Annotated in this window: 18 protein-coding genes; 8 read left to right on the top strand and 10 right to left on the bottom strand. The window is 70.5% G+C overall.

Annotation, left to right across the window (positions count from 1 at the left end):
• Nucleotides 1–87: 87 nt before the first annotated feature.
• Nucleotides 88–1,380: a streptophobe family protein gene (locus P3T37_RS03345; protein WP_280721867.1), complete on the top strand. Its 1,293-nt coding sequence runs from the start codon at nucleotides 88–90 to the stop codon at nucleotides 1,378–1,380.
• Here the strand turns inward: P3T37_RS03345 and P3T37_RS03340 are convergent.
• The 3 genes from P3T37_RS03340 to P3T37_RS03330 are packed head-to-tail and all read right to left on the bottom strand — an operon-like array spanning nucleotide 1,346 to nucleotide 5,201.
• On the bottom strand, nucleotides 1,346–2,338 hold the full coding sequence (locus P3T37_RS03340) for a serine/threonine-protein kinase (RefSeq protein WP_280721866.1): 993 nt from the start codon (nucleotides 2,336–2,338) through the stop codon (nucleotides 1,346–1,348). The genes P3T37_RS03345 and P3T37_RS03340 overlap by 35 nt on opposite strands.
• Nucleotides 2,335–2,868 carry a hypothetical protein gene (locus P3T37_RS03335; protein WP_280721865.1) on the bottom strand — a complete coding sequence of 178 codons (534 nt, stop codon included), beginning with the start codon at nucleotides 2,866–2,868 and terminating at the stop codon, nucleotides 2,335–2,337. The genes P3T37_RS03340 and P3T37_RS03335 overlap by 4 nt, the downstream gene beginning before the upstream one ends.
• On the bottom strand, nucleotides 2,865–5,201 hold the full coding sequence (locus P3T37_RS03330) for an FHA domain-containing protein (RefSeq protein WP_280721864.1): 2,337 nt from the start codon (nucleotides 5,199–5,201) through the stop codon (nucleotides 2,865–2,867). The genes P3T37_RS03335 and P3T37_RS03330 overlap by 4 nt, the downstream gene beginning before the upstream one ends.
• 139 nt (nucleotides 5,202–5,340) lie before the next feature.
• Between P3T37_RS03330 and P3T37_RS03325 the strand changes: the two genes are divergently transcribed.
• Nucleotides 5,341–6,063, top strand: coding sequence for a DUF5995 family protein (locus P3T37_RS03325; protein ID WP_348533208.1), 723 nt, complete (start codon nucleotides 5,341–5,343; stop codon nucleotides 6,061–6,063).
• A gap of 153 nt (nucleotides 6,064–6,216) precedes the next feature.
• Nucleotides 6,217–7,842 (top strand): cellulose binding domain-containing protein, encoded by a 1,626-nt coding sequence (locus P3T37_RS03320; RefSeq protein ID WP_280721863.1) that lies wholly within the window; start codon nucleotides 6,217–6,219, stop codon nucleotides 7,840–7,842.
• Between the two features lie 61 nt (nucleotides 7,843–7,903).
• Here the strand turns inward: P3T37_RS03320 and P3T37_RS03315 are convergent, their stop codons facing one another.
• From P3T37_RS03315 to P3T37_RS03305, 3 genes are all read right to left on the bottom strand, one after another.
• A complete protein-coding gene (locus P3T37_RS03315) occupies nucleotides 7,904–9,367 on the bottom strand; it encodes a GuaB1 family IMP dehydrogenase-related protein (protein ID WP_280721862.1) in 1,464 nt (487 codons plus the stop codon).
• A gap of 706 nt (nucleotides 9,368–10,073) precedes the next feature.
• Entirely contained in the window at nucleotides 10,074–14,063 is a 3,990-nt protein-coding gene (locus P3T37_RS03310; RefSeq protein WP_280721861.1) for an NACHT and WD repeat domain-containing protein, read from the bottom strand.
• Nucleotides 14,060–14,476, bottom strand: coding sequence for a hypothetical protein (locus tag P3T37_RS03305; RefSeq protein ID WP_280721860.1), 417 nt, complete (start codon nucleotides 14,474–14,476; stop codon nucleotides 14,060–14,062). The genes P3T37_RS03310 and P3T37_RS03305 overlap by 4 nt, the downstream gene beginning before the upstream one ends.
• 67 nt (nucleotides 14,477–14,543) lie before the next feature.
• On the opposite strand from P3T37_RS03305, the gene P3T37_RS03300 reads away from it, so the two are divergent.
• Nucleotides 14,544–14,732 (top strand): DUF5959 family protein, encoded by a 189-nt coding sequence (locus P3T37_RS03300; RefSeq protein ID WP_280722108.1) that lies wholly within the window; start codon nucleotides 14,544–14,546, stop codon nucleotides 14,730–14,732.
• Nucleotides 14,733–15,304: 572 nt separating this feature from the next.
• Here P3T37_RS03300 and P3T37_RS03295 read toward each other — a convergent pair.
• Nucleotides 15,305–16,786, bottom strand: a complete 1,482-nt coding sequence (locus P3T37_RS03295; protein ID WP_280721859.1) for a recombinase family protein — start codon at nucleotides 16,784–16,786, stop codon at nucleotides 15,305–15,307.
• A 434-nt stretch (nucleotides 16,787–17,220) separates the two neighbouring features.
• Between P3T37_RS03295 and P3T37_RS03290 the strand changes: the two genes are divergently transcribed.
• Genes P3T37_RS03290 through P3T37_RS03280 form a run of 3 tightly spaced genes read left to right on the top strand, consistent with a single transcriptional unit; the run spans nucleotide 17,221 to nucleotide 19,021 of the window.
• Nucleotides 17,221–17,838, top strand: a complete 618-nt coding sequence (locus tag P3T37_RS03290) for a septum formation family protein (RefSeq protein ID WP_280721858.1) — start codon at nucleotides 17,221–17,223, stop codon at nucleotides 17,836–17,838.
• Nucleotides 17,835–18,320 (top strand): hypothetical protein, encoded by a 486-nt coding sequence (locus tag P3T37_RS03285; RefSeq protein ID WP_280721857.1) that lies wholly within the window; start codon nucleotides 17,835–17,837, stop codon nucleotides 18,318–18,320. The genes P3T37_RS03290 and P3T37_RS03285 overlap by 4 nt, the downstream gene beginning before the upstream one ends.
• Entirely contained in the window at nucleotides 18,317–19,021 is a 705-nt protein-coding gene (locus P3T37_RS03280) for a hypothetical protein (RefSeq protein WP_280721856.1), read from the top strand. The genes P3T37_RS03285 and P3T37_RS03280 overlap by 4 nt, the downstream gene beginning before the upstream one ends.
• A 15-nt stretch (nucleotides 19,022–19,036) precedes the next feature.
• Here P3T37_RS03280 and P3T37_RS03275 read toward each other — a convergent pair whose 3' ends face one another.
• The gene (locus tag P3T37_RS03275; protein WP_280721855.1) at nucleotides 19,037–21,706 is read right to left on the bottom strand and encodes a LuxR family transcriptional regulator; all 2,670 of its coding nucleotides are present in this window, start codon (nucleotides 21,704–21,706) and stop codon (nucleotides 19,037–19,039) included.
• A 338-nt stretch (nucleotides 21,707–22,044) separates the two neighbouring features.
• Here P3T37_RS03275 and P3T37_RS03270 point away from each other — a divergent pair, with 338 nt between their 5' ends.
• The gene (locus tag P3T37_RS03270) at nucleotides 22,045–22,815 is read left to right on the top strand and encodes a pirin-like bicupin family protein (protein WP_280721854.1); all 771 of its coding nucleotides are present in this window, start codon (nucleotides 22,045–22,047) and stop codon (nucleotides 22,813–22,815) included.
• Nucleotides 22,816–22,844: 29 nt separating this feature from the next.
• Here the strand turns inward: P3T37_RS03270 and P3T37_RS03265 are convergent, their stop codons facing one another.
• Nucleotides 22,845–24,302 carry an ATP-binding protein gene (locus tag P3T37_RS03265; RefSeq protein ID WP_280721853.1) on the bottom strand — a complete coding sequence of 486 codons (1,458 nt, stop codon included), beginning with the start codon at nucleotides 24,300–24,302 and terminating at the stop codon, nucleotides 22,845–22,847.
• Nucleotides 24,299–25,975, bottom strand: a complete 1,677-nt coding sequence (locus P3T37_RS03260) for an FAD-dependent oxidoreductase (RefSeq protein ID WP_280721852.1) — start codon at nucleotides 25,973–25,975, stop codon at nucleotides 24,299–24,301. The genes P3T37_RS03265 and P3T37_RS03260 overlap by 4 nt, the downstream gene beginning before the upstream one ends.
• Nucleotides 25,976–26,131 lie beyond the last annotated feature (156 nt).

Here is a 26,131-nt window from a genome sequence, read left to right as displayed (position 1 = left end):
TCCCCCGCGCCGATCCCGCCGCCCCGACGGAAGCTGGAGCTGCCGACAGCCCCGGCCCGACCCGCCCCCACCCGAGTAGGAGACAGCGTGCGTCCGAGTGACGGTCCCCCCGGCGCCGCCCGCCCCGACCACCCGACGGCCGGCTGGCTGGAGGCCCTCGGCGCCGCCCTCGCCACCCTCGCGGCGATGGCCGCCGTCGCCGCCCTCGGCCTCTGGTCGGCCGGCGCGGCCGGGCTGCCGTCCGGCTCGTTCCTCCCGGTGGTGGCCGCGACCGTGCTGAGCGCGCAGGGCGTCCCGCTCCGGCTGGACGGCGACGCCGGGTTCCTGGCCCAGGCCAGCGCGGCCATCGACGTGGTCCCGCTCTCGGTGGGCCTGGTCGGCGCTCTGGTGCTGGGGTGGGCGTTCCTGTGGCCGCTGCGGCTGCGGGCCGTGCTGACGCCGCGCGAGCTGGCGGCGCGGGTGCTGCGGACGGCGCTCTTCTGGGTGGGCGCCCTGCTGCTGCTCACCCGGCTGGCCCGGCACAGCTTCAGCATCTCCACCGGCAGCCCGGAGGCCGACCTGATCGGCGGCGCGCTCGGCATCACCCCCACCGTCGGGTTCCACGCCCCCTGGTCGGCCGCGGTCGGGTGGGGGCTGCTGTGGCTGGCCGTGGTGCTGCTGCTCGCCTTCGTGGTCGCCCGGCGGGCGCCGCTGCCGTCCGCCCTGCTGCGCCGCCAGCTCTGGGTCCGCCCGGCGGCGCACGGGGTGCTGCTGGTCCTGCTGGCGTACGTGCTGCTCGGGGTGGTCGCCGCGATCATCGTGATGATCAACGGGACGAACGCCCGGGACACCCTGGCGCTGGTCCTGCTCGGGCTGCCCAACCTGGCCTGGATGGCGCTGGGCGTCGGCCTCGGCGGCTCCTGGCACGGCCGGGTGACCGGCGGCAGCATCGGGTTGCCCGTCCCCGAGCCGCTCGCCTCGGTGCTGGGGGTCGGCGGCGACAAGGAGGCCGTCCTGGATCTCTCCTCCCTCGCGCAGCAGGACGGCCGGGCCTGGCTGCTGCTGCCGCTGGCGGCAGTCCTGGTGCTGGGCGCGGGGGTGCTGACCGCCCGGCAGACCGCCGCAGCGACACCGGACCCGGGCGCCGTCTCACCCTGGCAGCACGCGGTGCGGATGGCGGTCGGGCTCGGTGCGGCACTACTGGTGGTGGGGCTGCTGACCCGGATCGCGGCGAACTACGGGCTGTCGTTCCTGGGCGTCGGCGACCTGACCGGCCCGGCCGCCGCCGTGGCGCTGCACTGCGACCTGCTGGTGACGGTGGCCGCCGGCGTGGTCTGGGGTGCGCTGGCGGGCTTCGTCGGGGCGCTCAGCGTCCGCCCGTCCCGTCGCGGGAGTCCGTAGCACCGACACCGAACACCGGCGCAGCCCAGGCGGGCGGCGCCGGCGGGCGCGGCGGCAGGCTCGGCGGCTCCACCAGCTGCACCACCTGCGTCGGCTCCGGCGCGGCGACCTGCGCGGGCCCGGGCGCCTGCGCGCGCAGGTCGGTGGTGAAGGCCACGCAGGTGTCGTACCGGTCCTCCGGCGCCTTGGCCAGCGCCCTGGCCAGCACCGCCGCCACCCCGGGCCCGAGCCCGACCGGCGAGGGCGGGTCGTGCAGGTGGGCCCAGAGCAGCGCCATGTCGTCGTCCCGCTCGAACGGCGGATGCCCGCTCAGCGCCTCGTGCACCACGCAGCCCAGGCTGTAGACGTCGCACCGGCCGTCGACCGGCTTGCCCGCGATCTGCTCGGGGGCGACGTAGTCGAGGGTGCCGACGAACTGGCCCACCGTGGTGAAGCCGGTCAGCGAGAGCGACTTCTTGGTCAGCCCGAAGTCGGTGAGGTAGACGTGCTCCGGATGGTCGCTGTCGGTGCCCTCGGCGATCAGGATGTTGCCGGGCTTGACGTCGCGGTGGACCAGGTCGTGGTCGTGCGCGGCGTCCAGCGCGGAGGCCACCTGGCCGGCGATCCGGGCCGTCTTCTGCACGCCGAGCGGGCCCTCGCGGTCGAGCAGCGCGCGCAGGTCGCTGCCGTGGACGTAGCGCATCGCGATGAAGAGCACGCCCTGCGCCTCGCCGGCCTCGAAGACCGGGACGATGTGCGGGTGGTCGATCGAGGCCGCGATCCGCGACTCGTGCGCGAATCGCTCGCGGAACACCTCGTTGCGGGCCAGTTCGGGGGCGAGCACCTTGACGGCCACCATCCGGCCCAGCCGCAGGTCCTCGGCCTGGTAGACCACGGCCATGCCGCCGCGGCCGATCTCCCGTTCCAGGCGGTAGCCGGCGATCGTGCGGCCGAGCAGGTCCGACGGCATCGTGGTCATCGGCTGTCGGCCCCCCGATCGCGGCCGTCCGGCGGCGGCTGGACGGTGGCGTAGGTGCGCAGCCTGCTGCCGTCGCAGTAGTACCAGCTGCCCTGGTCCAGGTCGAGCAGCCAGGCGGCGGCGCCGTCGACCACCGCGCCCAGCCGGACGCCCGCGCTGCGGCGGCGGAAGGACTCCAGGTCGCAGCGTCCGGCGGCGAGCTCGTCCACCAGTCGGCGGTACTCGGCCAGCGCGCGCTCCAGCCTGATCAGCAGCGGGCGCGGGTCCTCCAGCACGTCCAGCGGGCGGGCGGCCGCCTCGGGGCTGTGCGGCAGCGCGACCAGCAGCCGCCCGTCCACCCACGCCGACCAGCCGTTGGAGCAGCGCACCTGCGCCCAGTCCCCGCGCAGCTCGGCCAGCTGGACGGGCAGCAGCGGGTCCAGCCGCGCGGACGGGTGCGCCGGGTCCGGGTCGGCCCAGGTCGGCAGGCCGCCGGGCGGGACCACGTGGGTCGCCAGGAAGCCGCTACCCCCTTCGCCGGTCTGGCTCATCGCCGCATGACGGCCGGCTCGTGCCGGCGCAGCAGGCGGGCGACCAGCACCCCCAGCACGGCGGAGAGGACCACCAGCATGCCCATGTCGAGCAGCCAGGTCCCGGCGCTGTGCCGGAAGATCGGGTCGGTGGTCAGGCTCCCGGGGACGATGGCGCGCAGGTCGATGGTGGAGGCCATCGCGCCCAGCGCCCAGCGTGAAGGCACCAGCCAGGAGAGCTGGTTGAGGCCCGGGACGCTGCTGACCCGGAGCAGCGCGCCGCAGAAGACCACCTGGACGATCGCCAGCAGCACCAGCAGCGGCATGGTCACCTCCTCCTTCTTCACCAGGGCGGAGATGAGGAGGCCGAGCATCATGGCGGTGAAGGAGAGCAGTGCGACGGCGAGGGTGATCTCGATCAGCGGTGGCAGGAAGACGCCGCTGCCGCCCTGTGGTCGCAGCTTCACGCCGCCGAGACCGACCAGGGTGAGGACGACCGCCTGCACCACCGTGACCGTGCCCAGCACCACCACCTTGGAGCAGAGGTAGGCGGATCGGGACAGGCCGACGGCGCGTTCGCGCTGGTAGATGACACGTTCCTTGACCAGCTCGCGGACCGCGTTGGCCGCGCCGGTGAGCACGCCGCCGACGCACAGGATCAGCAGTGCGTTGAGCGCGGTGGTGTTGGTGAGCTTGCTGCCGGCCAGCGCGTGTGCCATCGCGCCCATCACGAAGGGCAGCGCCACCATGATCGCCAGGAAGGTCCGGTCGGCGACCAGCGCGGTGGCGTAGCGGCGGACCAGGGTGCCCAGTTGGGAGTGCCAGCGCTGCGGGCTGGGCGGCGGCGAGGTCGGCCGGTCGGCGGCCCCGCTCGGTGCCCGCTGCTCGGTCATCGGCGCGACGTACCGGCGGTAGGACGCCGAGGAGCGGAACTGCCCGGCCCAGTCGCGGTCCTCCTCGGTCTCGAAGGCCTCGAAGGCCTCCGGCCACTGGCTGTAGCCGAAGTACGCCAGCGCGTCGGCGGGCGGGCCGTAGTAGGCGATCCGGCCGCCGGGGGCGAGCAGCAGCAGCCGGTCGCAGACGTCGAGGCTGAGCACGCTGTGGGTGACCACGACGACCGTGCGGCCGTCGTCGGCGAGAGCGCGCAGCATGTGCATCACCGAGCGGTCCATGCCGGGGTCCAGGCCCGAGGTCGGCTCGTCCAGGAAGAGCAGGGAGGGCTTGGTGAGGAGTTCCAGGGCCACGCTGACGCGCTTGCGCTGGCCGCCGGAGAGGCTGGAGATGACCAGGCCGGCCCGCTTCTCCAGGCCGAGTTCGCCGATCACCTCGTCGATCCGGGCCTCCCGCTCCGCCTCCGCGGTGTCGCCGGGGAAGCGCAGTTCGGCGGCGTAGCCGAGCGCCCGGCGCACGGTGAGCTGGGTGTGCAGGATGTCGTCCTGCGGCACCAGGCCGATCCGGCGCCGCAGTTCGGCGTAGTCGCGGTAGAGGTCGCGGCCGTCGTAGCGCACCGTGCCCTCGTCGGCCGGACGCAGCCCGGTCAGCGCGTTGAGCAGCGTGGACTTGCCGGAGCCGCTCGGTCCGGCCACCGCGAGCAGGCACTTCTGGCCGACCGGGAAGCTGATCCCGTCCAGCAGCAGCCGCCCGTCGGGGACCTTGACGATCAGCCCCTGGACGTCGAGCGTGACGTCGCCGGTGTCGACGAACTCCTGCAGCTCGCCGTCGACCAGGCAGAGCACCGAGTGCCCGATGCCGACCAGGTCCTGCGGGCCGACGATGGCCTGGAGCACCGGCTGGCCGTTGAGGTAGGTGCCGTTGTGGCTGCCGAGGTCCGCGATCTCGTAGCGGCCGTCCGCGCGGGCCCGCAGTTCGGCGTGCAGGCGGGAGACCGACAGGTCGTCCAGGACCAGGTCGTTGCCGGGCGCGCGGCCGATCCGCACGGTGCGGGCGGGCAGCGGCAGCACGTTGGTCGGCTGGCGGTAGGAGCCGGTGAGCGAGGTCAGCGCGGACGGCCGGGGCCGGGCGCGGACGGGCTCCGGGGCGCCGCTGAGCGCGACGCGCGGTCCGTCGCCGGGGCTGCCGAAGCGGATCACGCAGCCCGGCCCGACGTCCAGGTGGCCGACCCGGCGGCCTTCCACGTATGTGCCGTTGGTGCTGCCCACGTCGTCCAGCGTCCAGTGGTCGTAGTCGACCTGGAGCAGCGCGTGATGCCAGGAGACCCGGGGGTCGGCCAGCACGATCTCGCTGACCGGATCACGGCCGACGTGGTACGAACGGCTCGGGCTCAGAACCTTCGAGTCGTTCGCTGTCTCCAGGACCAGCTGGGGCGCGTTGGGCGCGACCTGTCGCTCTCCCATATGTCCGACGATAGCCCCGGAGCCCGGGGGCCTGCGATCGGAGCGATCGGAGCGGGCGGGCCGGGCTTCAGGGCTATCGTCGGACATTCGCACAAGCTGCCTGCGCGGCGCCTTCCGTACGGGCGCGCGATTTGGCATCGTGAAACCCCCCTGTCGAGGCGAGGTTGGCACGTTGACGGACGCAGTGGCTCCGGAGGTCCCGACGGTTGATCAGGTCATCGCACGAATGCGGGCGCTGGCTCCCGGATTCCCGGCCGGCGACGGCGTCGGCGTCTTCCACCGGATGTACCTGACCGTCACCGAGCTGGTGCACGACCGGCTCGCGGCCGCCTACTTCGCCGACCCGGACGCGATGGCCGCCCTCGACGTGGTCTTCGCCGGCCGCTACCTGGCCGCGGTCGACGCCGACGCGGCCGGGCGCCCGACCCGGCCCTGCTGGCGACCGCTCTTCGAGCTGCGCCGCCACCCCGGCATCCACCCGCTGCAGTTCGCGCTGGCCGGGATGAACGCCCACATCGAGCACGACCTGCCGCTCGCGGTACTGGACACCGCCCGACTGCTCGGCCGCGATCCGCTCTCCTTCGAGGCGGACTACCACCGGATCAACGACCTGCTGGCGCAGGTGGAGGCCCAGGTCCGCGAGGAGCTGCTGCCCGAGCCCGAGTCGGCGAAGGCCGCCGAGGCGCTGCTGCACGTGCTCGACGTCTGGAGCATCGACCGGGCCCGGGGCGCCGCCTGGGCCACCGTCCAGGTGCTGCACGGTCTGCGCGACGCGCCCCTCGCCGCCGCCGCTCTGGTCAGCGCGCTCGACGACTCGGTGGGCATGGTCAGCCGCGCCCTGCTGACCCCGATCGGCTCCTGACGGACCCTCACCGGACCTGCCCCACGGCGAATCCCGCTGCTCGGGTGTATTGACGCGCCCTATTGGTCTGTACCACTGTAAGGGAGCCGCGGCACTCCCCCACACTGTCCGGCGGCGTGCCCAGCGCCGCCCTTCGCCAAGGAGGACCCGCCCATGAGGCGTGTCACCCTGCCCACCGTCATCGCCACCGCACTGCTGGCGGGAGGCGCCCTACCCCTTACGCTGCCCGCCACCGCACAGGCTGCGAGCGGCGTGTCCGGCCTGGTCGCGACACTCACCGAACCGCAGAGCTGGAGCACCGGCTTCGAGGCGGACTACACGATCACCAACAACACCAACACCACGGTGTCCTCGTGGTCGCTCTCCTTCGACCTGCCCGCCGGCGAGAGCGCCGGCAGCGCCTGGAACGGCACGCTGACCCAGAGCGGCACCCACTACACGGTGACCTCCCCGAGCTGGGCCTCACCGCTCGCGCCCGGCGCCAGCGCCCCCGTCGTCGGGATGGACATCTCGACCACCGGCACCCAGGTGCTGCCCGCCAACTGCGCCATCAACAACGCCCCCTGCGCGGGTGCCCCGGCCGACAACACGCCGCCCACGGTCCCCGCCGGGGTCAAGGTCTCCGGCACCGGGCCGGAGAGCATCTCGCTCGCCTGGACGCCCTCCACCGACAACGTCGGGGTGGCCGGCTACCGGATCTACGAGGGCAGCAGCGTGGTGGCGACCACCACGACCGGCGCCTCGACCACCCTCACCGGCCTGCTGGCCGGCAGCAGCCACACGTTCACGGTCACCGCCTACGACGCGGCCGGCAACGAGTCGGCTCAGTCCGCCCCGGTGAGCGGCGTCGCGGGCAGCGGCACCGCCGCCGGAGTGGCCGCGCCCTTCGTCGACCTGGGGGCCTACCCGACGCCCAACCTGGCGCAGATCACCGCCACCACCGGCCTCAAGCAGCTCTCGCTCGGCTTCATCGTGAACGGCACCGCCGCCTGCACCGCCAGCTGGTTCAACGCCTACGACCCGGGCAGCGGCTGGGACAAGGCCGACTTCGACGCCGTCCGCGCGGCCGGCGGGGACGTCCGGCCGTCCTTCGGCGGCGAGGCCGGCACCGAGCTGGCCCAGTCCTGCACCGACGTGCCGAGCCTGACGGCCCAGTACCAGAAGGTCGTCGACGCCTACGGCCTGGACCGGATCGACTTCGACATCGAGGGCTCCGCGGTCTCCGACCACGCCTCGATCGACCGCCGCTCGGCCGCGGTCGCCGCCGTCCAGGCCGCCCAGCGGGCCAAGGGCCGCGACCTCAAGGTCAGCCTCACCCTCCCGGTGCTGCCCAGCGGCCTGACCGCCGACGGCGTCTACGTCCTGCAGTCGGCCAAGGCCGCGGGCGTCGCCGTCGACGTGGTCAACGTGATGGCGATGGACTTCGGCGACACCGAGGCGCCCAACCCGTCCGGGCAGATGGGCAGTTACGCGATCAAGGCGGCGCAGTCCACCCGCGCGCAGATCGCTCAGGTCTGGCCGGCCCTGACCACGGCGCAGACCTGGGCGATGGTCGGCGTCACCCCGATGCTGGGTCAGAACGACAACGCCGACGAGGTCTTCGGCCTCGCCGACGCCCAGCAGCTGCTCACCTTCGCCCAGCAGAACCACCTGGGCGAGCTGGCCTTCTGGGAGGTCACCCGGGACGCCAACGCCTGCACCGGCGCCCTCTTCAAGTGCACCAACATCGCCCAGACCCCGTACGAGTTCTCCAAGCTGTGGGCCGGCTTCACCGGCTGACGGACAGTGCGAAGCCCCCGGCCGTTGCTTCCAGCGACCGGGGGCTTTTCCGTTTGAGGGATCAGGCCCAGCTGGAGTGCAGCGGCTTGCCCTCGGCGTAGCCGGCCGCGCTCTGGACGCCGACGATCGCCTTCTCGCGGAACTCCTCCAGGCTGTTGGCGCCCGCGTAGGTGCAGGAGCTGCGCACGCCGGCGATCACCGAGTCGATCAGGTCCTCGACGCCCGGGCGGGCCGGGTCGATGAACATCCGCGAGGTGGAGATGCCCTCCTCGAAGAGCGCCTTGCGGGCCCGGTCGTAGCCGGACTCCTCGGCGGTGCGGTTGCGCACCGCGCGGGCGGAGGCCATGCCGAAGCTCTCCTTGTACTGGCGCCCGTCCGGAGCGGTCTGCAGATCGCCCGGGGACTCGTACGTCCCGGCGAACCAGGAGCCGATCATCACGTTGGACGCGCCGGCGGCCAGCGCCATCGCGACGTCGCGCGGGTGGCGCACGCCGCCGTCCGCCCAGACGTGCTTGCCCAGGCGGCGGGCCTCGTCGGCGCACTCCAGCACGGCCGAGAACTGCGGGCGGCCGACGCCGGTCATCATCCGGGTGGTGCACATCGCACCCGGGCCGACACCGACCTTGAGGATGTCCGCGCCGGCCTCCACCAGGTCGCGCACGCCCGCGGCGGAGACCACGTTGCCGGCCACGATCGGGATCTGCGGGTCGAGGCCGCGCACCGCGCGCAGCGCGCTGATCATCGACTCCTGGTGGCCGTGCGCGGTGTCCACCACGAGCACGTCCGCGCCGGCCTCGATCAGCGCCTTGGCCTTGCCGGCCACGTCGCCGTTGATGCCGACGGTGGCAGCGATCCGCAGCTTGCCGGCGGCGTCGACGGCCGGGGTGTACAGGGTGGCGCGCAGCGCGCCCTTGCGGGTCAGGATGCCGACCAGCAGCCCGTCCGCGTCCACCACGGGGGCGACCTTGCGGTGACCCTCGTTCAGGCGCTCGAAGGCGGCGCGCGGGTCGATGCCCTGGTCCAGCAGCAGCAGGTCGCGGGACATCACCTCGGCGACGCTGGTGAAGCGGTCCACCCCGTGGCAGTCGGACTCGGCCACCACGCCGACCGGCCGGCCGCCCTCGACCACGACCAGCACCCCGTGCGCGCGCTTGGGCAGCAGCGCGAGCGCGTCGGCGACGGTGGCGCCCGGGGCGAGCGTGACGGGGGTGTCGAAGACCAGGTGGCGCTGCTTCACCCAGCCGATGACCTCGGCGATGACCTCGGTCGGGATGTCCTGCGGGATGGCCACCAGCCCGCCGCGGCGGGCCACCGTCTCGGCCATCCGGCGACCGGCGATCGCAGTCATGTTGGCGACCACCAGCGGGATGGTCGTCCCGGTGCCGTCGTTGGAGGAAAGGTCGACGCCCTGCCGGGAGCCCACTGCGGAGCGGCTGGGGACCATGAAGACGTCGTCGTACGTGAGGTCGTACGAACCTGAATAACGGTCGTCGTAGCTGCCGGTCTGGGGATTCAAGAAGCGCATGAAGAAGGCTCTCTGGCTGCGGGAGGGTACACCTCGGGTGCGGTTAGGGCCGGCCGGCCGAGCGCACTCGGGCGCCCCGCACCCAACCGTCAATACTTGCCGATACCCAGTTCGAAAGCCAGTTCACTCGCAATCCTTGAAGATCCACCCAAAGATCACCAATTGACCGAGGAGTCACCTTGTAGGAAGCTACAAAAAATACGCCTGCAGCAGCCTACGGTCCAGCTTGCAAGCGGGTGGGGTGTGTGCATCGCAAGGCGGAGGAGGGAGTAGTAGCAGAGCTGCGGTGACAGACGAAAACGCGGCGAGGTGCGCACCCCACCACCGCTCCTTCATCCGGCAGCCACCCGGCCGGCACTGCCCGTCTGCCTGGGGCAGGCCAGGGCGAGTGAGCGGGTACATGGCGGGAGCTGGCTGTCGGCGGCCGTGGCAAAGTCCAGGTGTGCGGCCAGTCGAGTCCAGGCTGATGGCCACCGGGCGACACCGCCTGGCGGGCGCACCGCAGCCCCACCTTTGTCCGCAAGGTGTGGACCACGATGGATGGAGGCCACCGGCAAGACTCCCAATCATCGCCGCAGTCATGATGGGACCCCGCTGCAAGCGTGCGAGGACAACCGCCTCCCTGATGAATCCGGCGCACCCTGACCAACTTCCTGCCCTCAACAGGCGAGTAGTGCGCCCTCCGCCCTCTGGGCAGTAATGCCTGTCACCGGCAGGGCGGGTTGAACGGGGCCTCCGGAACGTGCTGGTGCCATTGCTGGACTGTCAGAGCGTTTCGGGTGGCGGCACAGATCCTCTGGATGTCCTGATTGGCATCCATCCCCCACAGGCGCACGACACCACCACTGAGGGTGGCGAACGTGCTTCCGTCAGAGCTGAACGCCACACCGGTGACGCCATCACTATTGGTGGCACCGGTGATGCTCAGGGGCTGGCCCAGCGCCGCGGGGTGGGACAGGTCACGGACATCCCACATCCGCACCGTACTGCCGCCGGTGGTGTCGCCTGTGACGCTGACCAGGGTGCTTCCGTCCAGGCTGAAAGCCACCGACCCGATGGGGCCGTTGTTCTCGGTGAGGGGCTGGCCCAGGCGCGCTGGTCGCGACCGGTCTCGGACGGTCCAGAGCTGGATCTTTCCACCGGCCCCATCGGCTTCTCTGTCCACCGCACTGCCCAGGGTGTTTCCATCAGGACTGAAAGCCACCGCCGTGACGCTGGCAGTCTGACTGCCGAGGGGCTGACCCAGCAATCTGGGGTGGTGTCGGTCCCCGATGTCCCACAGCTGCACGCTGCCCTCGAGGTCGGGGCCGGCGGTGGCAGCGGTCAGGGTTTTCCCGTCGGGACTGAATGCCACCGCGGTGACCGCCTGAGCATGAGTGTCGAGTGGATCGCCCAGCGGCACGGGGTTCGCCGGATTTGCGACGTCCCACAGCTGAATCGTGTTGCTAAAGCCAGCGATGGCCAAGGTATGACTGTCGGGACTGAAAGCCATCGATCGGATTTCGTCACCATTGATGCCAAATGGTCGGCCCAGCAGCACAGGGTGAGTCGGATCCCTGACGTCCCACAGCAGTGCAGGACCAACGACACCGCTGCTTCCGGCGATTCCGCCGGCGGCGGCAAGAGTGTGTCCGTCAGGGCTGAACGCCAAGGAGGTGACGCTCGCGGCCAGTGGCTGGCCCAACGGCTTCGGCTCACCTGAGTTCCTCACATCCCACAGCTGCACCGTTCCGCCACCGTCTCCATCAATGCCGATGGTCGAATCAGCCAAGGTGTGCCCATCGGGACTGTACGCCATTGCGGTGACGCCACCCGTGCGGCCGTTGAGAACGGTATCCGGGATACGCCACAGCTGCACGGTTCCATTACTTGCAATGCCTGCCAGAGTTCGCCCATCGGGGCCGAACACCATCGATCGGACGCTTCCGTTCGGGTCGATCAGGGGCTCACCCAACAGCGTTGGCTGCCGCGGGTCACTGGTGTCCCACAATTGGACCGTGCCACTGGCATCGACAGTTGCCATGATCTGTTTGGCGGTACTGAATACCACCCAGTCCGCTGATGTGCCGCTGACGGTCGGGAGCTGGTCGAGCAGACGAGGCTCGGTCGGGTCGCGGATATCCCAGACCTGCACCGCACCACCACTTATGGCCCCGGCACTGGCATCCGTCAGGATATGGCCGTCGGGGCTGAACACTGCCGAGGTGGCACCCCCCTGGATGCTGGCCAACGGCTGGCCGAGCCGTGTCGGCCGCGTACGGTCATGAAAATCCCACAACTGCACCGTCCCGCCGTAGGCAGCCTCGGCCAGAGTGTGCCCGTCCGGACTGAACGACACCGACGTGACAGCAACACTGGAGATGGCCATGGGATTGCCGATTGGTACGGGCTGAGCCAGGTCATCGAGATCCCACAACTGCATCGTACTGTGGCTGTTCCCGGGACCGGGACCACCGTCGACCAGGGTGTGCCCGTCGGGGCTGAACGCAAGCACGACGGATCCATCGATGGGGGTGGAGAGGGGCCGGCCCAGCAACCCTGGGCGAGTCAGGTTGTGGAGGTCCAAAAGCTGCACCGCACCGTTGACTGCGCCACCGAGCTGGTCGCCGTCACTGGCTGCCGCCAGCGTCTGCCCGTCAGGACTGAACACCATCGACGTGACAGCAAGGCTGGTAACCAGAGGCTGACCCAGCGGTAGCGGGTGAGCCAGATCGCGGATGTCCCACAACTGCACCGTACCGCTGTTCCCGGGACCGACGTCCGCAGTGGCGAAAGTGCGCCGATCAGGACTGAACGCCACCGAGCCCGCTACGGAACTGGTGCTACCCAGAGCGGTCGACTGCGGAACGTTCGTGTCGGCGACCAGTTGGGTGTAGAGATCCGGACTCGGTCGCAACCGGTAGGCGGCGATGTCTAATTGGGCTGACAAGGCGGGATCGGTGGTCCGCAGCCTATCGGCTTCGGAGATGATCTGACTCGCGGTGGCGATGTCGCGTTGGGCGCGCGCGCTGGCGCGCTGCTGGACTGCGACTACCGCCGTCCCGGAAGCGATGACAACCAGCGCAGACAGCGTGGAAATGACAACGCGTCGTAGCCAGGCGCCCCTGCGTTCCTGCTGTATCGAAGCGGCGAGAAACCTCGATGCGGTCGAACTAGTCTCGCCCTCGTGAGACAGGGCGGACCAATCGCGGGCCTCTGCCAGCAGACTACCCCGGTAGACAGTACTGCTGTCGCGGTGGCTGCGTTCCCAGACCGCGGCGGCTTCCTCAAGCTTCTGACGGGTGAGGCTGTCGGCCCGGTCGATGTCGATCCAGTGGCAAAGTCGCGGCCACGCGTGCAGCAGGGCTTCGTGGGTGATCTCGACAGTGTCACGACTACGGGTCAGCAGTCGGCCCTGGGTGAAGACGTCGACAACAGCAGCTGTCGAGCCCGAACGGGCTCCGGCATCCAACAGATCGGCGTGCGGGACGCGTCGGCGCGTGTCCTGGGCCTCGTCGCCGATCCTGACCAACCGGAGAAACATGGTCTGTGCCGCCCGCTGGCCGGCCGGGTCCAGTCCTGCGAAGAGGCGATCCGCGGTGGTGGCGACGGCGTGGTGGATTCCTCCCGTGGCACGATAGCCGTCCACCGTGAGGGTATGACCGTGCCGCTGCTGCCAGGTGGCCCGCAAGGCGTGCGCCAGCAGTGGAAGGCGCCCAGCCTCGTAGCTGGCTGCCTCACGGACACCTGGCACCTCACCTGCCGAGTGGTCGCTCGTGACCTGTCGGAGGTCACTCAGCAGAAGCTCGACCAGGCCCGGCTCCACATGCAGGCCCACCGCACGCGCTGGGAAGAGGATCGCTTCCCTCAACCCGGCTTCAGACATCGGTCCGACCAGCACCTGACCATCCTGCAGCACAGCCCGCAACTGTGGGTAGCCCGTGCACGCGGTATAGAAGTCCGACCGCAACCCGTACACGACCAGGGCCACCGGTCGTTCGCCTCCCGGCCTCACCCGGGTCAGCGAGGTGACCAGGTCAAGAAAGCCGTGCCGCTCCCGGTCGTCCGCGCAGAGCGTGAACAGCTCTTCAAGCTGATCGATCACGATGACTAACCGAACGTCATTGTCGTCGCCGTCGCACGGCATCGCATCAAGTGCCTTGCTCACCAGGCCGGTGAATGCGGTCTGTCCGGTCTCCAACACCTCGGCCAACGCGTCCAAGTCGACGCCGAGGAGCGGCGCCAGATGAACGGCCAGAGACAGGAGCGGGTGAGCTGTCGGAGTGAGCAGCACACAGGGCCATTGCGAGGACCCGGCGGTGGGAAGAGCGCCGCGCGTGATCGCAGGAAGCAGGCCTGCGCTCAGTAACGAAGACTTACCCGCTCCGGAGGGAGCGACCACTACCAGCGGGCCTCCCGTTCGCAGCCGATCGTCCAGACGCGCCGTCAGTTCCGCGGTCAGCCCCTCACGTCCGAAGAACCATCGAGCCTGCTGGGCGCCGAATGCGGCCAAGCCCGGATACGGGCACTCCTCTACCGTTGCGCCCGATCCAACACGTCGTGCGTACCGCACACCATCCTCGTAGTGCAGGTGTACGTCTCCCTGTTCAGCGATGTGCTGATCACCGCCAGCCTGATAGATCCGAGCCGAATCGGACGCCGCGGCGCGGAGATGCATGTGCTCCTCGCCGCCAGGTCGCTCGATCCGCGGATTCAACGGTCGATGATGTGCTGGTCGCGACCTGCCTGGTACACGCGGCCATGCCCGGAGACTTTCGCCCTCATCGTGATCATTGCGGACTCGATTGGACCGTCCGCTGCGAGCGCCGGGGCGAGCTGCTCGTCCAGCAAGCGACGCAGATCACCCTCAAGCGTTGGATCTGTGGCCAACAACTCTCTCAGCCGCAACTGCCAGTTCCCAGCGAGAACCTGCTCCGCCTCGGTGTTCCCAGCGCCCCGCGCGGCGATGACCTGGGCACGGACCTGGGCGAGTTCCACCTCGATCGCCCCGGCTTGGTCCTGGTGCACACGCCGCCATAGTGCGACCAGAGCGGCCCGGGCGCCCTCCCAGCTATCCGTGGCCATCGCTCCCACCAGCGCGGTGCCCGCCGCCAGCACGATCGGGTCCATACATCGCTCCCTACTCAGATGATCCGAGCAATCACGGTAAGAGAGTAGGGGTACCCGCCTTGATCTACTGCCAACTTCCTTCGAGAGAGCGCTATGTGGCTTTTCTGCGGGGACGAGCGGTCACGCCGTCTGTCTCCGCGTGCTGGAGCGGCCGGCCCCGGGCAGCGACTTCCTCGACTGCGAGTTCATCGTGTCGGCCGGGACAGTCAACGGCAGCTTCCCCGTCGGCATCACGTCCGATGACCTGGACAAGTAGGAGGAAGTCCTCGACAGGCTCGCCGGAAACCGGTTCGTCTCGTGGCTCAGTGTCGCTTCAGGACGCTCCTTCCTCGCAGGTGACGGTCAGTCTGCCTCACTCACCGTCGGCCGGCTGGATCGAGAACCAGCGTGCGCGCCTTGATCATGTGCGGCGTGCGTTCGCGGGCTGTCTGTCCCGGGCGGTGTTCGAGGGACGCTGCCAGGTGGCGACATTCTCCGAACACCGGGCTCAGGGCAGTCCTCAGCCGACGGCTTGCTGTTTGGTTTCCCCATCCCGTCCTTCTGACTGTCAGTATGTTTAGAGGGCGCAGCCAAAGGGGCAGACTTCCATCGCAGCGTCGGTTCATGGTGCGTCCAAATCCAGCGCCGCAGAGGCCCATTCCAGGGTGGACGGTGGCACAAGTCCGGCCTGCGTATTGAACTCCCACGCTCCCCGCCCCTTGCCACCGGCTGCCCGGCTGTCGCACCCTTGACCTTCGGGTCAAGCGGCCGATCGAGTCGACTACCAGGGGTGCCCGGTTACCCGAGCGCACATCCTGCTTTCGACCGGACCACGGCTGTCCCGTTCTCTCAGCAGACTTCTTCCGCATACGCGACAGCAGCCAACGCGTCTTCCCTGGGTGAGGCCGGCCCGAACTGTGCACGCGACGCCACTGGCGTGTTCTTCGCCTTGGTGGGAGCCGGGTCGACCCATACGGCGAGCCCATACTCGATCATCAGCTGGCCTCGCCGCTCGTCCGAGAGACCATGCCACACCTCGGCCAGGGACCGCCCGGTGCGGTGCTCCTCCCAGTGTGGCTCGACCTGAGGCACCGTCTGAAGAACCTTGCGGCGCTCGACCAAACGGGCCATCCGCTCTCGATAGTCGTCCTCGTCGTCATCGAAGAGGCCCACATCCCGGTCGTCCCGGAGTCGTCTGATGGCAGCCCGAACATCGGACAGCTCGCGGGTCGCATCACTACCGGGGACCCATCGCCGTTCCACCTCGGGCAAGATGCCGTACACAACCGGGAACTGCTCTCGGGCCCAGTCCGCCACCAGCGCCGCCGGAACGTAGACCGTCGGAGTGTGTGCTGCAGTCTCGCGGCCTCTGCAGGTGAACGCGCGCAGCCCTGTCCCGGAGACCCATTGCTTGAGATTGCCGCCGCACACCGTGCACTTGAGGACACCGGACAGCCAGTGCGAGGCAGCCGGCGCCTTGCGCGGGCCCTGCTCCATCTCGGCCAGGCATGTCTGCAGGGTGTCCCATTCGTCACGGCTGAAGACCGGGTCCCAGACGAGCACGGAATGCCCGTCGTCGTCTGCCTGCACTCTTCCGCCCGGGAGCGGCCGATAGCCGAGCATGGTGGGTGACGCGAGGATCCGCTTGAGCGAGACCCCTCGCCACTGCGCAGCCTCAGCCTTCGCCAATCCCTTGAGCACCGCGCCGCGCTGTCGACTCGTCGGTTCCTTGCGGTCGTTCAGGCGTCGAGCGCACTCCGCCATGGTCGCCCCTTCGAGCACCCAGAGCAGCACCTCCCGAAGGACCCCGACTGCGTGGTGATCCCGCACCAGCACCCGGCCCTTGCCATTTTGGTGGTCAGCCACGGTCAGGCCGTACGGGATGCGCCCGCCGTGGAAGCGGTTCTCCTCCTTGGCCTTCCGCATGGAGTCGGCAACCCGGGCCTTGATCATCTCGCGTTCCAACTCAGCGAAGACCGCGATCATCTGGGCCATCGCCCGGCCTGTCGGGCCCGTCATATCGATGGGCTCGGTCGCCGACACCAGCGCGATGCCGTACTTGTCCAGCTCCTTGACGATCTCGGCGAAGCCAAGGAAGGAACGGGCGATCCGGTCGATCTTCCAGACCATCACCGCATCCATCCCCGAGAGCTGCTGGAGCAACTCCTTCATCGCAGGGCGGTCCATCGGCGGGAGAGCCCCGGAGACCCCCTCGTCGACAAAGGTGCCGACCACCCGCCCACCGCGGCGCTTCACCTCCGCCCGGGCGGCCTCGTCCTGACGCTCGATCGACGTACTCGCCTCGGTGGCCCGCGAGAGCCGCTCGTACAACCCGTACCTGTCCAACGTTCGAACCCCCAGGCTCACGTGACCGTCAATCAGTATTCTACGTGAGGTCGTACGCGGGCTTGAGGTCGTTCCAGAAGCGCATGAAAGGGGCTCTCCGACTGGGAGCCGGTACACCTCGGATGCGAAGGCGGCTCGGCCGCAGGGCGCACTCGGGCGTCCCGCACCCAACCGTCAATACTTGCCGATACCCAGGTCGAAAGCCAGTTCACACGCGAACGCTGAAGATCCACACAACAGAGATCACCGATTCAACGTCCTGCTTCGTAGGAACCTACAAATGCCGGTCCCCTCACCCGTCCCCGTCGCGCCCCGATTGCGTAGTCGAACCGCGTATTTCTACCGATGCCGCCATGCCACCGACCTGGGCACAGTTCAGCTGGCAACAGGAATGAACGCGGAGAGGCAACAACGAGGCGATGACTGCGCCAAACGACCCGAGCAACCCGAATGACCAGCAACTGGCCGGCGATGACCGGCAGTTCACACAGAACGGCCCTCCCGGCTACTTCCCGCCCGCGAAGCCCAAGCGCAATCCGTTCCGGATCGCGTACTTCTCCGCCCTGGGTGCGATATTCGTCGTCGCGATCGGCGTCGTCGCCTTCGGCCTGCTGAGCGGCAACCTGAAGAGCACCGCCGCGCAGGTCGACGACAACGGCAACGTCACCAAGAGCGGCGGACTCGACATGGGCAGTCTGACCACCGGCCAGTGCTTCGACGAGCCGAGCACCGGCGACCAGAACCAGGTGGGCGGCGTCGAGGCCATCCCGTGCGCCCAGCCGCACGACGCCCAGGTGATCGGCTTCTCCACGCTCACCGACGACTCGTACGACGAGGCGACGGTCAAGAGCGAAGCCTCCGATGCCTGCCAGAAGACGTCCAACGGCCCGACCGTCGACCAGACCAAGCTCGGCAGCACCGCGAACGTCATCGACTTCATCCCCACCGCGCAGTCCTGGGCGAACCTCGACCGCCGGGTCACCTGCGCCGTGGACAACGGCACCGCAACCAAGCTCACCGGGTCGGTGCTGAAGTGACCAGGCGCAGCGAAACCGAACTCGGCCCCACGGTGGCGCGCTTTCGGGGCGTCCTCGCCCCCGGGGGGTACCTGTCGTACCTCGCCGCCCTCGCACTGATCGCGGGGGTGGTCGGAATCGGCAAGGGGATGGTCCTCAACGGGCTGTACGGCCTGGCGGTGGGCGTCCTGGCCGGGTCGCCGACCGTGCTCGGCTGGCGGCAGGAGGTGGCCGTCCACCAGCAGGGCTTCGTCTGGCGGCGGCTGACCGGGACCCGGACCGTCCTGCACGCCGAGATCCAGGGCGTGCGACGGATCAGTGTCCGCGGCTCCATGCGCGGCAACTACGAGGTGGTGGCGGTGACGCTGCCCGGGGGGCGGGAGGTCTTCATCGGGCGGATCGAGGACCCGCAGCGGCTCGCGCTGCTGCTGTCCGGCGCGGAGCCGGCTCCGATGTCGGCCTGGCAGCCGCCGGCCCCGACAGTGCAAGGGGGAACCCAGTGATCGCCGTTCTGATCGTTCCGCTGGTCGGCCTGCTGATCGGCGGGTTCGTCCTGGTCAGGGGCACCCTGCTGACGCGTGGGAGCAGCCGCACGTACGCCCGGTACCAGGCGGGACAGCTGGCCTGGCTGCTCGGGCTCGACCTCGTCGAGGGCGACCCGGCGACGAACCTGGCCGTCCGGATCGCCAACCCCGAGATGCGGCGCGGCCACTCGCCGGCCCAGCCGCTGCACGTGCAGGTTCGGCTGAGCGGCTCGCCGCACGGCGTGCCGGTGGAGCTGCACTACGAGTACCGGGAGCAGACGACCCGGGGCCTCGGGTCGGTCACCCGGGACGAGCAGTTCGGCTGCCGGCTGAGCGTCCTGACCGGTCAGCCGTTCCCGCCGTTCGAGGTGACCTCCCGAAAGGTGCCGCACGGCACCATCGACCGGCTCCTGGGACTGCCCGCAGTGGCCACCGGGCGGCCCGGGATCGACGCGGCCTACCTCGTCACCACCTCTGCACCGGCCATGGCGGAGCTGCTCGGCGAACTGCTGGAGGGCTTCGCGCCGCTCGCCGCCTCCGGCGTGCACCTGGTCGGCGACGGGCAGCGCGTGGCGTTCGTGATGCGGCGGCAGGGATTCCCGCATCTGCGCATCTCGCTCGACCACGCGGTCACCCTGCGGGACCAACTCACCGTCCTCGCACGGCGAGTCGGCGGCTGACCGACGACGACCGCCTCACCTCGCGCCAGGCGCCTCGCTCAGCAGGGCGCGGGTGAGGCTCGCCCGGTTGGAGACACCGAGTTTGCGGTAGATCCGGCCGAGGTGGCTGTCGACCGTCCGCACGCTGAGGAACAGCGTGCCGGCGATCTCACCGCTGGTCAGGCCGGTGCCGGCCAGCCGGGCGATCTGCTGTTCCCGCCCGGTGAGCACGGCCTGCCCCACACCGCCCTGCGCGGTGTGCGCGGCGAGCCGACCGCGCTGGTGGGCGACCTCGTCGGCCAGCCGGGCCGAGCCGCACTGCTGGGCCAGCACCGCCGCCCGGTCCAGCCAGCCGCCCACCCCCTCGGTCCGCCCCACGTCCAGCGCGAGCGCGGCCACCGCGAGCAGTGTGCGGCACACCTCGACGCGCTCACCGCCGGCGGTGAAGTCCGCGATCGCCGCCCGGGCGCTGACCACCGCCCGGTCGAGGTCCCCGCGCATCGCGTGGGCCCGCATCCGCGCGCGCCCGGCGAAGCCGCGCCGACTGGCGGAGGGAAGCTCAGCGACGGCGCTCTCGGCGCGTTGCGCCCAGTGCTCGACCAGCACCGGATCGCCCTCGGCCAGCGCGCTCTGCGCCAGCAGCTCGCAGCAGCGCGGTTGGCGCCAGACGGGGATCCGGGGCAGGTCGGGTCCGCCTGCGGCGTCCAGCAGCAGCTGGCCGGCCCGGGTCGGCTCGCCGGTGAGCAGCACGAGTTCGGCGTGGAAGCAGCGGACGTTGATGGCCCAAGCGGTCGGTTGACCGTCGGCGAGCGCCGCGGCGCGATCGGCCAGCGCGAGCACCTCGGGCAGGTCGGCGGAGCCGTTCAGCCAGAGCAGCGCCTCGGAGCGGAGCATCGCCAGGATTGCCTGGACCGCGGGGTTTCCGTCGAACTCGGCGTGCCGGGCGGCTTCGTCGAGCGTGGCCAGCGCGCGGAGCAGGTTCCCGCAGCGCAGTTGGCTGTTGGTCAGCGCCATCAGGAGCGAGGGCCGGATGTAGGTCTGCCCGGTGCGCCGGGACAGCGCCGCGCCACGGGTGAGATGGCGTTCGGCGGCGGTCAGGCGTCCCAGGATCCCTTCGGCCATGCCCACTTGGAACAGGGCCTCCAGGTTGGTCAGCAGGACGGCGTCGGAGGTGGCGTCGATGATTTCGGCCGCGCCGTCCGCCGCGCGCTCGGCCGCGGCCAGGTCCGCGGTGAAGAGGTGGGCCAGCGACATCTGGGCCAGGGCCTTGGCCTCGCCGACCCGGTCGTGGTTCCGGCGCGCGATCGCGGCGGCCGTCCCGGCGTGCCGGCGGCAGCTCTCGTAGTCCCGCAGGTCGTACGCGTGTTCGGCCAGCTCGGAGTGCAGGGCGGCGGCCGTCGCGCAGTCGCTGCCGACCAGTGCCGCGAGCCCGGCGCGAGCCACGGCGCCGGCTTCGCTCCAGCGGCCGAGCCGCCGTGCGGCGCGGCTCGCGTCGGCCAGTGCGGTGGGGTCCGCGTTCTCCTGCGGGGGCCGGCCGGGCACGGTCGGGCGCAGCGCGTCGAGCAGGGCCCGGCTCTCAGCGGCGTCCCCGGTCAGCAGCCGGGTCCGTGCGAGGAGCACCCGCGCTTCGTGCCAGTGCTCCTCGTCCTCCTGGAGCAGCGACAGCGCGGCCTCCAGATACTCGGCCGACGTCGCGGGAGACGCGTGCAGGGCGTCGCGCGCGGCGGCGATCAGGGTCGTGACGTGTTCCGGCACGTCGGGGTCGGCGGCCCGCGCCACGTGGTGGGCCCGCCGGGCGATCGGTGCCGCCCGCTTGGCGAGCGCGGCCGCAACCGCGCGGTGCAGCGTCAGCCGCCGACTGGGTTCGAGGCGCTGGTAGACGACCTCGCCCACCGCCCGGTGACGCAGCACCAGCTGCGACGCGGGTTCGGCCGGCCGCACCAGGTCGAGGGCGGTGAGCGCGTCCAGCACCCGCATGGTCTCGGCCGTCTCCAGCCCCGCGACCGCGGCGAGCAGCTCCGGGTGGAACGGCTCACCGAGCACCGCTGCGGCCTGGACCGCGGCGAGCGCGGTGTCGTCGAGGGCGGCCAACTCGCCGAGGATCGCCGTGCCGGCCTCGGCGATCGCCTCGCCGTCGGCGGCCAGGATCCTGAGGTACTGCGGGTTGCCCAGGCCCTCCCGGTGGATCTCCTCCAAGTCGGCCGGCTCGCCCAGCAGTTCCCCGGCCTGCGCCCGGGAGAGCGCGCCGAGCTTCCAGACCTCCAGCAGGCCCGCGGACGTCGCCCGGGACAGCACGGCGGCGAGCGCGGGCGAGAGCTGGCGCTGTCGGTAGGCCAGCAGGCAGAGCAGCGGACCGGTGGTCGACGCGTGGAGCAACCGCTCCAGGCCCGGGATCTGATCGGCCGCCAGATGGTGCAGGTCGTCCAGGACCACCACGGCGGCGGTGCCCTGCGCCACCTGCTGTCGCACATCGCAGTTGTCGTCCAGCAGCGGCCGGAATCCGGGGAGCGTGCCCGCGATCTCGTACTGCCCCTGGGACGCGGCCACCCGGACCCCGATCGCCCTGGCCTGCGCGGCGGCCGTGAACATCAGCGCGCTCTTGCCGATGCCCGGCTCCCCGACCAGCGCGATCGCCCGTCCGCCCGCCGGCTTCAGGCTGTCCAGCACCGCCAGCAGCGCCTCGATCTCCCGCGCCCGCCCGAACAACTGACGCCCTCCGGCAGCAACCCCACGCGCGGGCGAGCCCCTGAGGAGTGGGCCGCCATCCCGTATTTCGTCCGACATGAGCGGCACAGTAGTCGCCCCGGACGACAGTTGCGGCCTGGCCGAACACGGTCAGGATGCCGGATCGCCCCACCCTCACGGTCCACTTCGAGTCCGCCCATCGGCAGCTTCGCCCAGCTCCGCCGCGCCACTCCAGTGATCGCGCCACCGGCGACGGGCGCCCGGAATAGTTGAATGATGAACGATGTTCTGTCGTGCAGGTGCCAAGAGACACCGCCCGGGCCTCGCGAGAGAACCCGGACCGCCGGAAAGGACCCGACTTGAACGCCACCGCGAACCGACCGCAGATCGACGTCCGCCACGCCGGGGAGCGTCTCGCCACGAAGATCGACTGGCTGGACTCCAAGCACTCCTTCTCCTTCGGCGGACACTACGACCCCGCCAACACCCACCACGGACTGCTGCTCGTCAACAACGACGACATCGTCAAGCCCGGCAGCGGCTTCGAGACCCACCCGCACCGCGACATGGAGATCGTCACCTGGGTGATGCAGGGCTCCCTGGTCCACCAGGACTCCACCGGCCACTCCGGGGTGATCTATCCGGGACTCGCCCAGCGCATGAGCGCCGGCACCGGCATCCTGCACTCCGAGAAGAACGACTCCTGGAGGCTGAGCGGAGCCGACACCCACACCGACCCCGTCCACTTCGTCCAGATGTGGGTCATCCCCGACGAGCGCGGCATCACTCCGGGCTACGAACAGCTCGAAATCGACAACGCGCTGCTGTCCGGCGGCCTGATCCCGGTCGCCTCCGGGATGGACAAGCACGACGGCGCGTCCGCCATCCGCATCAAGAACCGCCACGCGGCGCTCCACGTGGCCCGCCTACAGCCCGGCCAGAGCGTCGACCTGCCCGACGCCCCCTTCCTGCACCTGTTCGTCGCCCGCGGCAGCGTCGCCCTGGAGGGCGTCGGCCCGCTGGCCACCGGCGACGCAGTGCGCTTCACCGCCATCGGCGGGCAGCAGGTCACCGCGGTCGAGCCTGCGGAAATCCTGGTCTGGGAGATGCACGCCACCATCGCCCACTGACCCGCCAGTGCCACCGGTACCGGCAGTGTTCACGGCTGCTCCGGTGGGCTGTCGGGCCTGACGGGGTTGATCGGGAGGCGGACCTGGAAGCAGGTGTCGCCCGGCACAGATGTGAGCCGCAGGTCGCCGCCATGGCGGTTGACGATGATGCGCCAGGAGATGTCCAGGCCGAGCCCGGTGCCTTCGCCGACCGGTTTGGTGGTGAAGAACGGGTCGAAGACGCGGTCGCGCACCTCGGGGGGCACGCCGGGGCCGGTGTCGCGGAACTCGACCAGCACGTGGTCGCCGTCCTGTGCGGTGCGAACGGTGAGGGTCCCGCCGGAGCCGCTGCTGCGCATGGCCCACACCGCGTTGTCGATCAGGTTCGTCCACACCTGGTTCAGCTCGGCGGGGTATCCGGGGATGCGGGGCAGGGCAGCGTCGTAGTCGCGCACGACCGTGATGTCCGGGCCGATCTGCGCGGCGAGCATCATCAGCGTGCTGTCCAGCAGCTCGTGTACGTCGGCGTTCTGGTACGGGGCCCGGTCCAGCTGCGTGTACTGCTTCGCCGCGCCGACGAGTGCGGAGATGCGGTGGGTGGCGTCGTCGATCTCGTTCAGCAGCAGTTCGGCCTCAACCGTGCAGCTCAGCCAGTTCAGGGCCCTGCCGAGGATGCCCTCGGGCAGGGTTGCGGCGATCCGGTTGAGCCAGTCGGTGCCCAGGTTCGCCTGCACGAGGACCGGCGCCATCTGCCAACCGTCCTCGATGCCGTGCTCGTGCAGCCAGTCGCCGAGCTCGTCCTCGCGGTCCGCGGCCTGCATCGGGCTGAGCGGCTGGGATCGGCCCATCTGGCCGACGGTCATGTCCACCAGCGCGCTCAGCTGGGCCAGGTCGTCGCCTCGGTGCGGTTCGGCCGCGAGTTCGCCGAACCCGCGGCGTACCGCGACGATGCGTTCCCGCAGTGCGGCGGCGGCACGCACGGCGGCGGCAGCAGGGTTGTTGAGCTCGTGGGTGAGCCCGGCGGTCGCCGATCCGAGCGCCAACAGCCGCTCCCTCTGGCCGACCGCCTCCTGGGTGCTCTTGAACCCGAAGAACAGGCCCTCCAGCAGGTGGACGGCCATGGGGAACCAGCTGCGCATGATCTGTGCGAATGCGTCCGCGGGCAGCACGAAGAACCGGGACCGCTCGGTCACCCGCATCGAGTTGTTGTACACCTGGGGCACCTGGTCGCCGAGGTACGCCTGGAAAGCCCCGGCATAGACGCCGGGCGCGGACGTGCGGCCGAAGTCCACCTCCTGCCCGCCGACAGTGCGCGAGAGGATCACGGTTCCCTGGAACAGGACGTACAGGTTCGCGGCCGGATCGCCTTCCCGGTACACCGGCCCCGGGTCGAACCACTCCACGTGACCGTCGCGGCACAGCCGCGCCAACTGGTCGGACCCCAGCTTCTCGAACAGGAACAGCGAACGCAGCTCGTCCTCCTTGCACCGAACCGGGCCGCCGGTCATGACTGCTCCAGGTAGCGGTGCACGAGCATGACGGCCATGGCACCCTCGCCGACGGCGGAGGCGACCCGTTTGGCCGACTCGGCCCGTGCGTCCCCCGCCACGAAGACTCCGGGAACGTTCGTCTCCAGGTGGTACGGCGGCCGGTCCAGGACCCACCCGGACGGCGGACGCCCGTCAGCCGTCAGGTCGGGGCCGGTGGGGAGGAAGCCGTGCGAGTCCCTGGTCACCGTGCCGTCCAGCCAGTCGGTCATGGGGGCCGCGCCGATGAACACGAACATCCACTGCGCGTCGACTTCTTCGGTCTCCCCCGTCACGGTGTTGCGCAGGGTCAGCCCCTCCAGATGCTCCTCACCGTGGACTGCCGCCACGACCACGTCGGTGCGTACCGAGATCGTGGGGGCGTCCTCGACGCGCTGCAGCAGATAGTGCGACATGGAGGCCGACAGCGACGAGCCGCGCACCAGCAGGGTGACCGACTTGGCGCCCCGTGCCAGGAACGTCGCGGCCTGGCCCGCGGAGTTCGCTCCGCCGACGATGTACACGTCGTGGTCTCGGCAGTCGGAGGCCTCCGTCAGCGCCGAGCCGTAGTACAGACCGCGCCCGGTCATCTCGGCCGCTCCCGGCACGTCCAGTTGCCGGTAGGACACGCCGGTCGCGAGGATCACGCAGTGCGCCGAGACGGTGGAGCCGTCCGAGAACCGCAGTGTGCGGGCGGCGCCGTTCGCCTCCAGGGCCGTGACCTCGCGCGCCGTCAACATTTCGGCGCCGAACTTCGCCGCCTGCCGGCGTGCCCGATCCGTGAGCTGCGCGCCGGATACGCCGTCGGGAAAACCGAGGTAGTTCTCGATCCGTGAGCTCTGGCCCGCCTGGCCTCCGGTCGCCGAGCGCTCGACCAGGACCGTCCGCAGCCCTTCCGAGGCTCCGTACACGGCCGCGCCCAAGCCCGCGGGCCCGCCGCCGACGATGACGAGGTCGTAGAAGTCGGCCGCCGGTGTCGTCGAAAGACCCACCCGTGTGGCCAGCTCCCGCTCCTGCGGCTCGACGAGCGTCGCACCGTCCGGAGTAACCACAAGTGGCAGCCGGAGCCCGTCCTGCCCCGCGGCGGAGAGCAGCCTCCGGCCCTCCGGCTCATCCGAGTTGTACCAGCGGTAGGGCACCTGGTTGCGGGCCAGGAACTCCCGGATCCGCGAGGACTGCGCCGACCAGCGGTGCCCGACGACCTTGATGGTGCCCGCCGTCCGGCCGTCGGTGACCCGCCAGGACTCCAGCAGATCGTCCACCACGGGGTAGAGCTTCTCCTCCGGCGGCTCCCACGGCTTGAGCAGGTAGTGGTCGAGGTCGACGACGTTGATGGCATCGATCGCCGCATCGGTGTCGGCGTAGGCGGTCAGCAGCACACGCCGCGCGCCGGGGAAGAGGTCGAGGGCCTGCTCCAGGAACTCGATGCCGTCCATCTGCGGCATGCGGTAGTCGGCCAGGATCATCGCGACCGGGGAGCCGCGCAGCTTCAGCTCGCGAAGGGCGTCGAGCGCCGACGCACCCGACTCGGCGCGCATGACGCGGTACGCGTCACCGTAGCGGCGGCGCAGGTCGCGAGCGACAGCCCGGGACACCGCGGGATCGTCGTCCACGGTCAAGATCACGGTCCGTGCCGCGTCGGTGGTCTCCGCCATGGTTCACCGCCCAGACTGTCGCGGGGCCGGAGAGGCAACAGCCCTTCCAGTGTGCTCGCCGACACGCGGAACGGCCCGACTTGCCGTGGGCAGAACGTGGGCGTGGTCAACGACCACATCCACCGGTGCATCCGGGCCGTCGACTACCACGCCACG

It is taken from the genome of Kitasatospora sp. MAA4, assembly GCF_029893355.1.
Taxonomy (GTDB): domain Bacteria; phylum Actinomycetota; class Actinomycetes; order Streptomycetales; family Streptomycetaceae; genus Kitasatospora.
Note: the sequence above shows the minus strand (reverse complement) of the source record. Positions and strands in the feature narration are given on the sequence as shown.

What these genes read in the sequence shown, in the direction of transcription:
- P3T37_RS03335 (WP_280721865.1), bottom strand. Translation starts at nt 2,868, where the DNA reads ATGAGCCAGACCGGCGAAGGGGGTAGCGGCTTCCTGGCGACCCACGTG.
- P3T37_RS03260 (WP_280721852.1), bottom strand. Translation starts at nt 25,975, where the DNA reads ATGGCGGAGACCACCGACGCGGCACGGACCGTGATCTTGACCGTGGAC.
- P3T37_RS03330 (WP_280721864.1), bottom strand. Translation starts at nt 5,201, where the DNA reads ATGGGAGAGCGACAGGTCGCGCCCAACGCGCCCCAGCTGGTCCTGGAG.
- P3T37_RS03340 (WP_280721866.1), bottom strand. Translation starts at nt 2,338, where the DNA reads ATGACCACGATGCCGTCGGACCTGCTCGGCCGCACGATCGCCGGCTAC.
- P3T37_RS03320 (WP_280721863.1), top strand. Translation starts at nt 6,217, where the DNA reads ATGAGGCGTGTCACCCTGCCCACCGTCATCGCCACCGCACTGCTGGCG.
- P3T37_RS03290 (WP_280721858.1), top strand. Translation starts at nt 17,221, where the DNA reads ATGACTGCGCCAAACGACCCGAGCAACCCGAATGACCAGCAACTGGCC.
- P3T37_RS03305 (WP_280721860.1), bottom strand. Translation starts at nt 14,476, where the DNA reads ATGGACCCGATCGTGCTGGCGGCGGGCACCGCGCTGGTGGGAGCGATG.
- P3T37_RS03265 (WP_280721853.1), bottom strand. Translation starts at nt 24,302, where the DNA reads ATGACCGGCGGCCCGGTTCGGTGCAAGGAGGACGAGCTGCGTTCGCTG.
- P3T37_RS03315 (WP_280721862.1), bottom strand. Translation starts at nt 9,367, where the DNA reads ATGCGCTTCTTGAATCCCCAGACCGGCAGCTACGACGACCGTTATTCA.